Below are 13,495 nucleotides of genomic sequence, written 5' to 3' on the forward strand. Positions count from 1 at the left end.
CGCGCGCGCCGTTCTGACGCGCGCACCGTCTCAAAACAGCTGCGCCAGAAAGTCCAGCGAGCGCCCCAGCGCCCTGGCCGCGCTCGCCGGGTGGTGCGCCGAGCGGGCCCAGCAGTTGAAGCCGTGCTGCGCGTCGGCGTACTGGTGGAACTCGGCCTGCGCGCCCGCCGGCACCGCGGCTATCGCTGCTTCGATCGACGCGACCGCCTCGGGCGGGATGCTGGCGTCGTGTCCGGCGTGGTGGAACTGCACGGGGCACTGGATGCTGCCGGCCAGGTCAAGCTTGCCCCAGCAGGCCGGGGCCGTGACCTGCGGGTGGCAGCGCGAGCCAGGCGTCGAAGTCGCCTTCGGGCGAGGGGACGCGGGTCCACGCGGTGCGGACCGGGCTGTTCGATGCAGGGGTGAAGGCGGAGGTGTCGGCGCGCATGGGGAGATCAGATCTCGAGGTTGTCGATCAAGCGCGTCGCCCCCAGCTTGGCCGCCGCCAGCGCCACCAGCGGCGTGCCGGCGACCAGATCCGCGTCGGTCGGCGCCAGCAGGTCGGTGCGGCGGCGCAGCGTCATGTAGTCGGGTTTCCAGTTGCGGGCGGCCATCGTGGCCATGGCGCGGGCCTCGATGGCGGTCACGTCACGCTCGCCGGCCTGGATCGCCGCCTGCATCGCCTGCAGCGCGAGCGAGAGCTGCACCGCCTCGGCGCGCTCCGCCTCGCTCAGGTAGCCATTGCGCGAGGACAGCGCCAGGCCATCGTCCGCCCGCGCCGTGTCGCCTGCGACGATGCGCACCGGCATCGCGAACTGCTCGACCATGCGCCGGATCACCATCAGCTGCTGGTAGTCCTTGCGGCCGAACACCGCCACCGACGGCTGCACGCACTGCAGCAGCTTCATCACCACGGTGCACACGCCCGTGAAGAAGCCGGGCCGGAAATGGCCTTCCAGCAGGTCGGCCAGCGCCGGGTCGGGCACCACCTTGAAGGTCTGCGGCACGGGATACAGCTCGCGCTCGTCCGGTGCAAACACGAGGTCGCAGCCGGAGCCTTCGAGCAGCTCGCAGTCGCGCGCCAGCGTGCGCGGGTAGCGGTCGAAGTCCTCGTTCGGGCCGAACTGCAGCCGGTTGACGAAGATGCTGGCGACGACCGGCACGCCGGGTCCGACCAGCGCGCGCGCCTGCCGGATCAGGCTCAGGTGGCCGTCGTGGAGGTTGCCCATCGTCGGCACGAAGGCCGGGCGGGCGGTGTCGGCCAGCGCAGCGCGCAGCTCGGCGAGGGTGTGGAGAACACGCATGGGGCAGGGGTTCCGTGGTTCAGGCGCAGGCCGGGATTCAGGCCGCGGCGTAGGCGTGGGCGACCGGGTCGGGGAAGCTGCCGTCCTTCACGGCGGCGACGTAGCGGCGCAGCGCGTCCTCGATGCTGCCGCCTTCGGTCATGAAGTTGCGGACAAACCGGGGCAGCTTGCCGCGGGTGACGCCGAGCATGTCGTGCATCACCAGCACCTGTCCCGCGGTGTCCGGGCCGGCGCCGATGCCGATGGTGACCATGCCGGGGTTGTCGGCCTGCACGTCCGCCGCGACCGACGAGGGCATCAGCTCCAGCACCATCATCGCGGCACCGGCGTCCGCCAGCTCCTTGGCATGGCGGCGCAGCAGCGCGGCGCTGTCGGCGTCGCGGCCCTGCACGCGGTAGCCGCCCAGCGCGTGCACGCTCTGCGGCGTCAGGCCCAGGTGGGCGCACACCGGCACGCCGCGGTCGACCAGGAAGCGCACTATCTCGGCCGTCCAGCCGCCGCCTTCGAGCTTGACCATCTGCGCGCCGGCCTGCATCAGCACGGCGGCCGAGGCCATCGCCTGCGCCGGACTCTGCTGGTAGCTGCCGAAGGGCAGGTCGGACACCAGCCAAGCGGCGCCGCCCTGCAGACCCCTTGCCACACAGCGGGTGTGGTAGGCCATTTCATCCAGTGAAACGGGAATGGTACTGCTGTGGCCCTGCAGCAACATGCCCAGCGAGTCGCCGACCAGCAGCGTGTCGAGGCCGGCTTCGTCCGCCAGACGGGCGAAGGTGGCGTCGTAGGCGGTCAGCATGGTGACCTTTTCCCCTCGTGCGTGCATGGCGCGCAGGGAGTGCAGCGTGGCGGGTTTGCGGCTGTTCGGGTTCGAGGTGGGCTGTGCGTGAGAGCTCATCTGGGTCTCCAGGCGAATTTTTTTCAGGTACAGACCCCCGTTTTGCAGAGGTCTGAGGCATTCTAGACAGCATTGCTGCACTGCAGCAGTGATACTTCAAGACCGTGCCGAACGGCATTCACTGACCATCCATCGCCCGATGTTCTCACCATGACCGTCGACAAGCCCTTTGCACCCGCCTGCGACCGCAACCGCGAACCCATCCTCGCGGTGTTGCGGTCCCTGCTGGCCGATCGACGCACAGTGCTGGAGGTGGGCAGCGGCACCGGACAGCATGCCGTGCATTTTGCTGCAACGCTCCAGAACCTGCGCTGGCAGACCTCCGATGTGCGCGCCCACCTGCCCGGCATCTGCCTGTGGCTGGCGGACGCCGCGCTGCCGAACACGCCCGCACCGATCGCGCTGGATGTCGCCGGGGTCTGGCCGACGACGCAATACGACGCCGTCTACACCGCCAACACGCTGCACATCATGGGCTGGCCGGAGGTGCAGGCCTTCTTCGAGCGCGTGGTGTCGGTGCTGAACCCCGGTGGTCTGGTGATCGTCTACGGCCCGTTCAAGTACCTGGGTCTGGACACCAGCGCCAGCAACGCCGCCTTCGATGCCTCGCTGCGCGCCTCCGATCCACAGCGCGGCGTGCGCGAGTTCGAGCTGGTCGACGCGCTGGCGCGGGCCGCGGGGCTGGCCTTGGTCGAGGACCGGGCGATGCCCGCGAACAACCGTTTCGTGACCTGGCAACGCGTGTCCTGAGCGGTCTGGGCCGACGGCTGCGGAGCTAGCCGCCGCCGGATGGCGCCGGGCAAGCGTCGATCAGCGCCAGCACGCGCGCGGCCGTCTCGGCCGGGTGTTCCAGCGCGAACAGGTGCGTGCCTTCGATCCACTCGAAGCGCTCGCGCACCAGCGCCCGCGTGGCGGCCAGGCCCACTTGCCGCACCTCGCGCGACTGCGTGCCACCCATGAACGCCACCGGAAACCGCGGCGGATGGCGGTGCAGCACATCGCCCAGGTTGTGCGCCAGCGTGTTGTAGATGTGCGCCTCGATCTGCCGGTCGAAGGCGAGCTGCACACCGCCTTGCGGGGCCGGCTCCAGCCCGGCGAGCAGGTAGTCCTCCAGGCAGCGCGGGTCCCAGCGGGCGAAGACGTGCTTGGTCGCGAAATGCGCCCGCGCCTCGTCCACCGAGTTCCAGTGGTGGCGCCGGCGCGCCGCGATCTTGCCGGGCGAGATGCGCTGGATCAGCCGCGTCGCCTTGGCCACCTGCACGCTGTGCGCCTTCCAGCCGGCCAGCACGGGCGAGTCCAGCAGCACCACCGCCCGCGCCAGATCCGGCCGCTTCAGCGCTGCCTTCAGGCTCAGGAAGCCGCCCAGCGAATGCCCGACGAACACCACCGGCTCGCCCAGCGCCAGCCCGTCGACGAAGTCGATCAGCTGGTCGCGCAGCCGCGGCCAGTTGCTGGTGACCGGGTAGCGCGGGTCGTGGCCGTATTTCTCGACCACCTCGACCCGCCAGCCCGCCGCGCGCCAGTGCGCGAAGAGCTGCGCGTAGGTGCCTGCGGGGAAGCTGTTGCCGTGGCTGAAGACGATGGTGCCGGGTGTCATGGGCCGGGTCAGACGATGCGCTCGCCCGGGTGGGTGATCTTGCGCATCGATTCGTAGCGCTCGGACTCCTGCATCAGCGGGAAATCGGCCGCGTCGCCGTTCCAGGCCGGGTCGTCGATGCCCTCGAACACCTCGCGCAGGCGCTGGCCCCAGGTGTCGTGGATCATCTTGAAGTAGGGGTTCTTGTCGTCGATGCAGACGATGCGCTCGGCCTTCAGCTCGCCGTTGCGGTAGACCAGCAGGTCCAGCGGCAGCCCCACCGAGAGGTTGGACTTCAGCGTCGAGTCCATCGACACCAGCGCGCACTTGGCGGCCTCGTCGAGCGGGGTGTCGGGCGTGAGGACGCGGTCGAGGATGGGCTTGCCGTACTTGGACTCGCCGACCTGGAAGAAGCAGGTCTCGCGCGTGGCCTCGATGAAGTTGCCGGCCGAGTAGACCAGGAACAGCCGCATCGCCTCGTCGCCGATCTGGCCGCCGAAGATCATCGAGCAGTTGAAGTCGATGCCGGCGTTCTGGAGCGCCTTGCCATCGGTCTCGTAGACGCGCCGCACCGCCGAGCCGAGCACGCGGGTCGCGTCGAACATGCTCTTGGCGTTCCAGATGGTGATGGGTTCGCCGTCGCCGTTGGGGATCTTCTCGGTCTGCAGGATCTCGCGCACGCACTGCGAGATGCTCAGGTTGCCGGCCGACAGCAGCACCATGCAGCGGTCGCCGGCCTTCTCGTACACCATCATCTTGCGGAAGGTGCTGATCGCGTCGAGCCCCGCATTGGTGCGTGAATCGGAGAGGAACACGAGTCCGGCGTTGAGCCGGATGCCGACACAGTAAGTCATGGGGAGGGTCAGGAGCTGAGGGAGGGATTCGGGGAATTCGGGGCCACCGCGAGCGTCTTCAACCGGTAAAGCGCATCCAGCGCGGCGCGAGGGGTGAGGGTATCAGGGTCGAGTGCGCGCAAGGCTTGCAGCACCTCGTCGGCGAGCGGGTCCGTCGGCGCGGACGCCACAGCGGGCGGCGGTGCCAGCGGGGCGGGCTCCGGTTCCGGCGCCGGGGCGAACAGGTCGATCTGTGCTTCCCCCGCGTGCTGCTGCGCTTCGAGCGTGTCGAGCGTCTGCCGGGCCTGCCGCAGCACCGCCGACGGCATCCCCGCCAGCCGCGCCACCTGCACGCCATAGCTGCGGCTGGCCGGCCCCGGCTCGATCGCGTGCAGGAAGACGATGTCGTCGCCCGACTCCGCGGCCGAGACGTGCATGTTCACCGCGTGGCGGTGGCGCGCCGGGAACTCGGTCAGCTCGAAGTAGTGGGTGGCGAACAGCGTGAAGGCGCGGTTGCGGTCGTGCAGGTGCGTGGCGATCGAGCCGGCCAGCGCCAGGCCGTCGAAGGTCGAGGTGCCGCGGCCGATCTCGTCCATCAGCACCAGCGAGTGCTCGGTCGCGCTGTGCAGGATGGCGGCGCCTTCGGTCATCTCCAGCATGAAGGTGGACTGCGCGTTCGCCAGGTCGTCCGCCGCGCCGATGCGGGTGTGGATCGCGTCGATCGGCCCGAGGCGGCAGCGCGCGGCCGGCACATACGAGCCGATCGCCGCCAGCAGCACGGTGAGCGCCACCTGCCGCATGAACGTGCTCTTGCCGCCCATGTTCGGGCCGGTGAGGATGACCATGCGCCGCGCCGAATCCAGCCGGCAGTCGTTGGCGATGAAGTTGCCGCCGCCGGTTTCGGCCAGGCGGGCTTCGACGACCGGGTGGCGGCCTTGTTCGATGTCCAGACACGGGTGTGCGACGAACTCGGGCGCGCACCAGTTCAGCGTCTCGGCGCGCTCGGCCAACGCGGCGAGCGCGTCGAGGCTGGCCAGCGCCCGGCCGAGTTCGGACAGCGGGTTCAGGTGCGGCTGCAGCGCATCCAGCACCTGCTCGTACAGCCACTTCTCGCGCGACAGCGAGCGCTCCTGTGCCGACAGTGCCTTGTCCTCGAAGGCCTTCAGCTCGGGCGTGATGTAGCGCTCGGCGTTCTTCAGCGTCTGGCGGCGCTGGTAGTCCATCGGCACCTTGTCCACCTGGCCGGTGGTGACCTCGATGTAGAAGCCGTGGACCTTGTTGTACTGCACGCGCAGGTTGTGGATGCCGGTGCGCGCCCGCTCGCGGGTTTCCAGGTCGAGCAGGAAGGTGTCGCAGTTGGTGGCGATGGAGCGCAGCTCGTCCAGCAGCGGATCGAACCCGCTGGCGATCACGCCGCCGTCGCGCAGCAGCACCGCCGGCTCCTCGGCGATCGCGCTCTTCAGCAGCGCGGCGATGGCGGCGTCCGGCGTCAGCGCGGCGTGCAGCGTCTGCAGCAGCGGCGCGTCGTCCGGCACGCGCTGTCGCAGGTCGGGCAGGGTGGCCAGCGTCTCGCGCAGGCCGGCGAGTTCACGCGGTCGCACTTGCCGCAGCGCCGTGCGGGCGGTGATGCGCTGCACGTCGCTGACGTGGCGCAGCGCGTCCCGCAGCGGCTCGGCAGCGCGCGTGGCGATCAGCGAGGTGATGGCGCCATGCCGGCTGCGGGCGACGGCGCGGTCGCGCATCGGGTGCGTCAGCCATTGCCGAAGCGCGCGGCTGCCCATGCCGGTGCGGCAGGTGTCGAGCAGCGACAGCAGCGTCGGCGCCGGCTCGCCGCGAAGCGTCTGCGTCAGCTCCAGATTGCGGTGCGTGGCGGGTGGCAGCTCCAGCAGCTCGCTGGCGCGCTCCACCGTCAGCGCGTTGACATGCGACAGCGCGCGGCCCTGCGTGTGCTCGGCATAACCCAGCAGCGCGGCGGCGGCGGCGTGGGCGGCGTGCAGATCCTGCGCATTGAAGCCGGCCAGATGCGCCACCTTCAGCTGCTCGCGCAGCTTGCGCTCACCGAGTGCCGGGTCGAACTGCCAGTGCGGCCGGCCGATCACCGGCGCGGTGAGCTGGCGCAGCGCGGCGGGGCGCTTCTCGGCGTTCAGCTCGCCGCTCACCAGCACCTCCGCCGGCGCCAGCCGCGCCAGCCACGCGCCGAGTTCACGCTCGCTGCACTCGGTCAGCCCGAGCTGCCCGCTGGCCAGCGCGAGCCACGCCAACCCGAACACCTGCGCCGCGCCACTGCCGCGCACGGCCAGCGCCAGCAGCCGGGTGTCCTCGCGCTCGTTCAGCAGTTCGGTGTCGGTGATCGTGCCCGGCGTGACCACGCGCACCACCTTGCGCTCGACCGGCCCCTTGGTCGCCCCGACTTCGCCGACCTGCTCCGCGATCGCCACCGCCTCGCCCAGCCGGATCAGCTTGGCGAGGTAGCTCTCCAGCGCATGCACCGGCACACCCGCCATCACCACCGGCTCGCCCGCGCTCTGGCCGCGGGTGGTGAGCGTGATGTCGAGCAGGCGGTGCGCCTTGCGGGCGTCGTCGAAGAAGACTTCGTAGAAGTCCCCCATCCGGTAGAAGACCAGGGTGTCGGGGAAGTCGGCCTTGATGCCCAGGTACTGGGCCATCATCGGCGTGTGGCCGGCGAAGTCCTTGTTTTCTAGGGATTTTTCTTTATCTGACAAGGGCTTACCGTTGATGAGCATTGCAAGGAGTTGCAGGAGGCCGCTGCAAATGGGTGCTGGTTGCAGCGCTTTTGTAGCGGTGGCGTAGCGTTGAACGTCGCTGCAACCTCGCCAGGAACAATGGGAGCACCAGGGCCGTGACTACGAAGAAGGCAGCCAAGCAGCCGGAGCCGAAGTCTGTATTAGACAAGAGGACGGTGTCCGACTGCACGTTTGATGCCATCCCCGTGATCGATTCTGCTGGCAAGCCGGCCAAGCAGAAGTACAAGACGATGCGCAAGAACGCCCGGCCGTGGAAGGCCAAACGGCCTGGGGCGGCGGCGCGCAACGAGCTACTGCGAGCGACAGACAGGTTACCGAGGCCGCCCGGCGTCAATCCATCGTTGCGTCATGCCCCGTGCGAGGTCGTAGCGGGCGCAGTTGTATTGTTCAAGGCGGTCCAGCTCGATGTTCGCGATGACGCGCAACGCCGCCACATCCGCTGCGTCGACGGGCACCTCCGAACAGGCGTTCTCCAGCGTTCGGCCGTAGAAGACGACGAACTGCATGAGTTCATTCAGGGACTGTCGGTAGCGGACTCGAATCGGGTCGGGCACCGCCAGGGCGGCTCGCAGCACGCTGTACTTCTGAATCGAACGACGGTAGATGAACTCGAACAGATCTACTGCCGCAGCGACCTTGCGCTGTTCGTAGACGCCGAGCATGGCGGTCGCATAGTCCGAGCGCTTGACATCCAGGAAGGACAGGGGTGCGCAGTTGTAAAGCATGAGCGGCATGTTCGCGCTCAGGCGACTCGTGCGCTTGTTGCCGTCCGAAAAGGGCTGCAGATACGCCACGTTGACCCAAAGGAAGAAGGCCGCCTCCACCGGGTTTCGGATGTGACGGGCTTTGTCGATGATGGACTTCAACGATTCTTCCAGGAGCATCGGGATGTTGCTCGGGGAATAGACGGAGCCGTCGATGTTCACCACTCGCCGGCGGATGCTCCCGATGTCCCGCGAGTCCTTCAAGAGGTCCTTCATTAACTTGGCCTGCAAGTCGACGATGACTGGCACCGTGATGCCCTCCGTCGGCACGGCTTCGACCATGAACTCGATGGCACTCTTGTGGTTGAGCAGCATCAGGGTGTCTTCATCGACAGGGGCAGCTTGCTCCCCGAGTTCGAAGAGCGCCTTGGTGTCCAGCAAGCTCTTGTTGTTACCCTCCAGGCGCGATGACGACCAGGACAGGTCAATCAGCAGCTGCTCCAGGACCTCGCGGGCATAGGTTCCGGCGGGTTGCTGGTCGCGGCTGCGGCCCGCGGTGAACAAGTCTGTCGCCAGCTGCGGAGGCAGCAAGCTGGACTGGTTCGGAATGTAGTCGCCGACAAAACTGCTTTCGTAGCCCACTGGGGTCCGTGTTCCCAAAGGCGCACGAAGCGCAGTCACCAGTGGCAGGGCGGCCGGCGACCACTGAAGCAGGCCGGTTTCGGCTGAGGCAGGAGTCGCTGAAGGCGCGGCGCCCAGGACAGTCTGGGCTGCAACTGTTGCCACATAGCGAGTGGACCGACCGGCTCCGAGTTTTTCCAGGAAACCGCAGACCAGGAGGTCTCGCAAGGCCCGGTTGATGGTGGGCCGAGAAGCCTGAAAGGCGTGCTCCAGCGCGCCAGGCTGTACAGGCTCCCTGGCGGCCAGGACCAGGCGGAGCAACGCCTCGTGACGGGGCGGCAAGCTAGAGGACATCATGGCGCAGGGAATCTCGTCATGATGACAAGAATAGATCAGAATCTCATCAATCAGTGGCTTCTTGATGAGATTGATGATGAGATTGAGGGGTGTTTGACAAGAATGGTTCGGGAAACGGTTCAAGAACGCCCGCCACACATATTGCCCATGACAGCCTCAGACGGTGGGCGACGTCTAGGTGGGGCGCGTCGTGCCGCAGGATGCTGGCAAGTTGCAGGTCGGTTCCACAGCCGAACTTGAAGATGTCGTGCAGGACGGCTTGTTCGTCTGCCGACGCTCGCGCGATAGCGCCGATGTTCATCGTTCGGTCTTGGTGCACGACGGTGCGTGGGTTGCCAAGGCACTCGCGTCAGTCTGAGTGGCCAGTTTCACCTTGGCGGCCACCAATCGGCGAACAGGTTGCGCCCACGGGATAGGCGCAGGCCACCGGCCGCGATGCCTGGACCGCCTTGCGACGTCGTCAACCCGCATAGACCAGTACAAAAGCGGAGGCCGTCACGACCATTACTACAAGCTCGTTCCTGATTGGCAATGATCCTCAGGAAGGCCCCGGCCGACGGTCAGGCGTAGCGTAGAGGGCAGACTGCGTATTTCGGTGAACGTGACCGACCAGAGTTCAGCATCAATCCTGGCCGCTCAGTACGACGACGGCCGGTTTGGACGAACTGCGTCTGTGCGGAGCACTGTCACCGTTCCTCGGTTTCCAAGGGGCCGGCGGTTCATTCGGGCCGACTAAAATGAAAAAACACTCCAGGGTCGATATGCACGAGCACACTGCAAAATACCAGCTATGCCGCATGGTCCTCATAAATGCCGGCACGAATATGCATGTGCCGAGCGGTCGAATCACTGCGATTGACCCGCGGGGGGGCGCGGCTGTCTTGGGCGACAACGGGGTCGGAAAGACAACCACTCTGCGCATCCTCCCGCTGTTTTTTGGCCATCTTCCCAGCCAAATTGTCGCAGCGGGCCATGGGCAGGAGGCGATGATCCGCTTCGTTCTTCCGACCGACGCCAGCGCCATCGCGTTCGAGTACCAGCGTGGTTCAGACGCAGAGGACGACATGCGTTTGGCAGTTATCCGTCGGCGCACGGACGACCCGGATGTGCCGTACTACCGCCTGTACCGAAGCAGGTTCCGCAAGGAGTTTTTCGTCAACGAAGGCCGCTTCCTGAGTGACGACGAGACGCAGTTCAAGGCGACCGAACTCGGTATCCAGACGACCAGCAAGTTGTCGACGTCGGAGTACCGCTCGGTCATCTTGCGCACGCCAGCGGCTTCGAAGGATAAGGAGAAGCTGCGACGCTTCGCTGTCGAGTGGTCGTTCGGGCCAAAGCAGTTGGACAACCTAGACCGCATCGTCGCGGCCATGGTGAAGAAACACATCAACTTTGCTGACATTGTTCAGGTCGCCGTTGGTTTGGTTCAACACGACCTTGGCCAAGGCGCCGAGCGCGCCAAGCTAACCTTCAAGCAGGGAAGAGCACCCATTGAGCGCTGGTTGCGCAATCGAGATGCCTGCACTGAGGCGTTCAAGCTGGCGCCTAGCTTCGCCGAGCTTGATGACGACCTCCGAGACCATCGCGCGGCTGAAGCGCGATTCCGGTCCTGTCGAGCGGACGTCGCTGCCCTTAAATCGGCACGCGAACAAGAGGGTAGTGAACTTGCCAAGACTCTGGAAGGTATGGCGTCCGCACGGAAGACCGCACTGGAAGGCGAACGACTGCAAAGGACTGCGCTAGCAGACGCTTCGTCGTTGGCTGCTAGTGAGTCGTCGAAGGCCAAGACGGCCTTCGACGATGCGGACCAACAGGCCCGTCGCTTCGAGTCGGGAAAGGCCGCCCACTGGGAGAAGCTCGTTGAGGAGCTGCCCGGGCTAAGGCTGCGCGCTCAAACGCTCGACTCGCAGATTGCGGCGGCAGAGTCCGAGCAAGCTCAAGCGACCGTGAAGTACGAAAGGCTACAAGGGGAAGCCAGGACGCAGACAGGTGAGCAGTGCCTCGCCCTCGAGCGGGGCAAAGAGCCCCATCGCCAGCGGCTGGTCGAGTCGCAACGCCGGATTGGCGCAGCCGAGGATGCGGCACTGAGTTTCTGCGACGACAGGGTTGTCGCACGTAGGCAGGAGCTTGACGACCAGTTGGGGCCGCTTCACGGGCATGAGGGCGCCTGGGAGGCCAGACAGAGTAGCCCCGGCGCGTCAGCGGAAGCTCTCTGGGAGGCTGAAGAGGCCGAGAAGCGACTGCAACGTCACCTTGAGGATGTCAATCAGGTCCAGCAGGTTGCAGGTATGGCGGAGAGGGAGCTTCAGGCTGCTACGCATGTGTTTGAGCGGCAAGAGGCCGAAGTGCGCAAGGCAAGGATGGACCAAATGGAGGCCAAGTCTGGCTTGGCAGCGGTGCAGGCGAGGCTCAACCCTCCCGAGGGAACGCTGCTCGCGACGCTGCGCTCGCATCCAAGCGATGATTGGATGCGCAATCTCGCCAAGGTCATCAATCCGGAACTTCTGGGCCGCGACGACCTTGCCCCTACAGCGGCCGAAGATGCGGTGGATGCGCTGTATGGCTGGCAGATGAACATCGGTGTCATTGCCGCACCTGACTGGACAGAAGATGCGCTGGTGCGTCAAGCCGTCGAGGCAGCCAGGACCCGGGTGACTGCGGCGGAGTCAAGGGTGACGGAGCAGGAAGGCGAGCTGACCAAGCGAGGCCGTGGCCGCGACGACGCCACGCTGAAGGTCCAGACATCGCAAGCTCGGCTGACTGTTTTGAAGAGTCAGACCGACCAACGGAAGTCTCAGCGCGACACGGCCCGCCAGCGCGTCGAGACTGAAAGACGCGATGCCCGAGACAAGGCTGCGGCCGAGTTGGCGAAGGTGCGAAGCGCTATCGGCGACTTGAAGAAGCAGCGCAAGGCGCTTGATGGCGACCATGCCACTACTCGTGCGAGTGTCAAGACGGCGCATGACAAACAGCGCACGGATGCCCAGCGACTCTGTGACGAGGCAATTGCGGCCATTGATGCCCAGGCGGCTCGATTGCAGAAGGAGCTTGAGACCACCCTTCGCGGCTTCATCGAACAGCTGAACGAACATCTCAGCAAAGCGGGTGTCGACGTAGCGCGCCTCAATAGTCTGCGTGGCGAGGTCAGCGGCCTGCGCAATGCCATTCGGGAGCGCGAGGACCGCCAGTCCCTGGTCGACGCCTGGAAGACCTGGCTGGAGGCAGGCGGCCCGACGCGTGTCGAGACCCTGAAGACTGCGGCGGTCTGGGCTGCGGCGGCTTCGGGCGCGGCGGCCGCGAAGGTGACAGAGTTCGAGCAAGCAGCGGAGAAGAGCGCCCGCGCTCACGACACTGCCGCCAACCATCACGCGTGCCGCCAAAGCGACATCGCTGACGAAGTCAAGGTCTTGGAAGAACTCAATGAGGGATTTGGCGACTACTTGGCCAGCGGCGAATCGGTCATTGACACGAAGACCACTGCGCGTGAGCTGCGCACAAAGATGCGTGGCGTCCGCGCAGACATCGACAAGCTGGAGGAATCCGTCAACCGGCGCACCTCCACTCTGCGCCAGGCGCTGACTGCCAAGAGCAGCGCCGTCAAGGAGTTCGTCGATGCCAGCCTCGAACAAGCTGTTGGCGACAACGTCATCAGCCGGGCCACCGCGCTCTCCATCTGCTACCGGCAAGTCGGTCCACAGGTTGCCAACGATGTGAACCTCACGCTCAGGACACTGTTGGCCAACATCGGCGCCTTCCAGAAGGCCATCCAAGCTTTTGAGCGCGAGGTATCGACCTTCAACCGTCGGTTGCAAGAGGGGTTGACCGAGGTCAAGTGCTTTGAGCGAGTCAAGGACTTGCGCCTGGACATCGTGACGAACTTCGATGGTCTCGGCTTCTACAAGAAGCTGTCGCGCATGGAGGAGGTGGTTCGCCAGCATGCCAATGAAGCGAAGGACTACACGCGAGAGCTGCCGCCGGACGAGACGGCACGAGCCCTTGGCGAGTTCATGAGCGTTCTCGGTGCAGACGGAAACGTGGAAGTGAACCTTTCTCAGCACATCACGCTGAAGGGCAGCGTTTCCGACAACGGGCAACATAAGGAGTTCAAGCGCTCCAGCGAGTTGGAGAACATCTCGTCGGAGGGGCTGACCTCGCTCGTCCTTATCACGCTGATGACGGCCTTGCTCAACACCATCCGCGGGACGGAGCCAGTGCATGTGCCCTGGGTCACCGACGAGGTGGGCAAGTTCGACCCCAAGAACTTCCGCGCGCTCATGCAGCGACTGCGTGACAACCGCATCGACGTGGTGACCGCGTCACCGGAGCTTGGACCCACGCAACAGGCCATGTTCGCCCAGCGGTACCTGTTCGAGGACCGGGGGCGGATTCGCGAATACAGGCCGCTGGACTCTGTCATGACCGCTGCTGCGATGCCGGTCGCAGAGGGAGTCCAACAATGAACCC

The 13,495-nt window shown here is 66.1% G+C and carries 10 protein-coding genes; 2 read left to right on the plus strand and 8 right to left on the minus strand.

What is annotated here, in order from left to right:
• Window positions 1–30 precede the first annotated feature (30 nt).
• From AABN02_RS04620 to panB, 4 genes are read right to left on the minus strand one after another with little or no spacing between them, the layout of a single operon-like run.
• The gene (locus tag AABN02_RS04620) at window positions 31–252 is read right to left on the minus strand and encodes a dienelactone hydrolase family protein (RefSeq protein ID WP_338413744.1); all 222 of its coding nucleotides are present in this window, start codon (window positions 250–252) and stop codon (window positions 31–33) included.
• A 25-nt stretch (window positions 253–277) separates the two neighbouring features.
• Window positions 278–427, minus strand: a complete 150-nt coding sequence (locus AABN02_RS04625) for a hypothetical protein (RefSeq protein WP_338413745.1) — start codon at window positions 425–427, stop codon at window positions 278–280.
• Between the two features lie 7 nt (window positions 428–434).
• The gene (gene panC, locus AABN02_RS04630; protein ID WP_338413746.1) at window positions 435–1,283 is read right to left on the minus strand and encodes a pantoate--beta-alanine ligase; all 849 of its coding nucleotides are present in this window, start codon (window positions 1,281–1,283) and stop codon (window positions 435–437) included.
• A gap of 37 nt (window positions 1,284–1,320) precedes the next feature.
• On the minus strand, window positions 1,321–2,175 hold the full coding sequence (panB, locus tag AABN02_RS04635; protein ID WP_338413747.1) for a 3-methyl-2-oxobutanoate hydroxymethyltransferase: 855 nt from the start codon (window positions 2,173–2,175) through the stop codon (window positions 1,321–1,323).
• A gap of 150 nt (window positions 2,176–2,325) precedes the next feature.
• Here panB and AABN02_RS04640 point away from each other — a divergent pair, with 150 nt between their 5' ends.
• Window positions 2,326–2,925, plus strand: coding sequence for a DUF938 domain-containing protein (locus tag AABN02_RS04640; protein WP_338413748.1), 600 nt, complete (start codon window positions 2,326–2,328; stop codon window positions 2,923–2,925).
• Between the two features lie 25 nt (window positions 2,926–2,950).
• Here the strand turns inward: AABN02_RS04640 and AABN02_RS04645 are convergent, their stop codons facing one another.
• The 4 genes from AABN02_RS04645 to AABN02_RS04660 form a co-directional block, all read right to left on the minus strand.
• Window positions 2,951–3,772, minus strand: a complete 822-nt coding sequence (locus AABN02_RS04645) for an alpha/beta hydrolase (protein ID WP_338413749.1) — start codon at window positions 3,770–3,772, stop codon at window positions 2,951–2,953.
• Window positions 3,773–3,780: 8 nt separating this feature from the next.
• Entirely contained in the window at window positions 3,781–4,605 is an 825-nt protein-coding gene (locus AABN02_RS04650) for a proteasome-type protease (RefSeq protein ID WP_338413750.1), read from the minus strand.
• Between the two features lie 8 nt (window positions 4,606–4,613).
• Entirely contained in the window at window positions 4,614–7,253 is a 2,640-nt protein-coding gene (mutS, locus tag AABN02_RS04655) for a DNA mismatch repair protein MutS (RefSeq protein ID WP_338413846.1), read from the minus strand.
• A 407-nt stretch (window positions 7,254–7,660) separates the two neighbouring features.
• Window positions 7,661–9,154, minus strand: a complete 1,494-nt coding sequence (locus tag AABN02_RS04660) for a Fic family protein (RefSeq protein ID WP_338413751.1) — start codon at window positions 9,152–9,154, stop codon at window positions 7,661–7,663.
• A gap of 533 nt (window positions 9,155–9,687) precedes the next feature.
• Between AABN02_RS04660 and AABN02_RS04665 the strand changes: the two genes are divergently transcribed.
• Window positions 9,688–13,491: an ATP-binding protein gene (locus AABN02_RS04665; RefSeq protein WP_338413752.1), complete on the plus strand. Its 3,804-nt coding sequence runs from the start codon at window positions 9,688–9,690 to the stop codon at window positions 13,489–13,491.
• Window positions 13,492–13,495: the final 4 nt, after the last annotated feature.

This window comes from uncultured Sphaerotilus sp. (genome assembly GCF_963924895.1).
Lineage (GTDB): Bacteria > Pseudomonadota > Gammaproteobacteria > Burkholderiales > Burkholderiaceae_C > Sphaerotilus.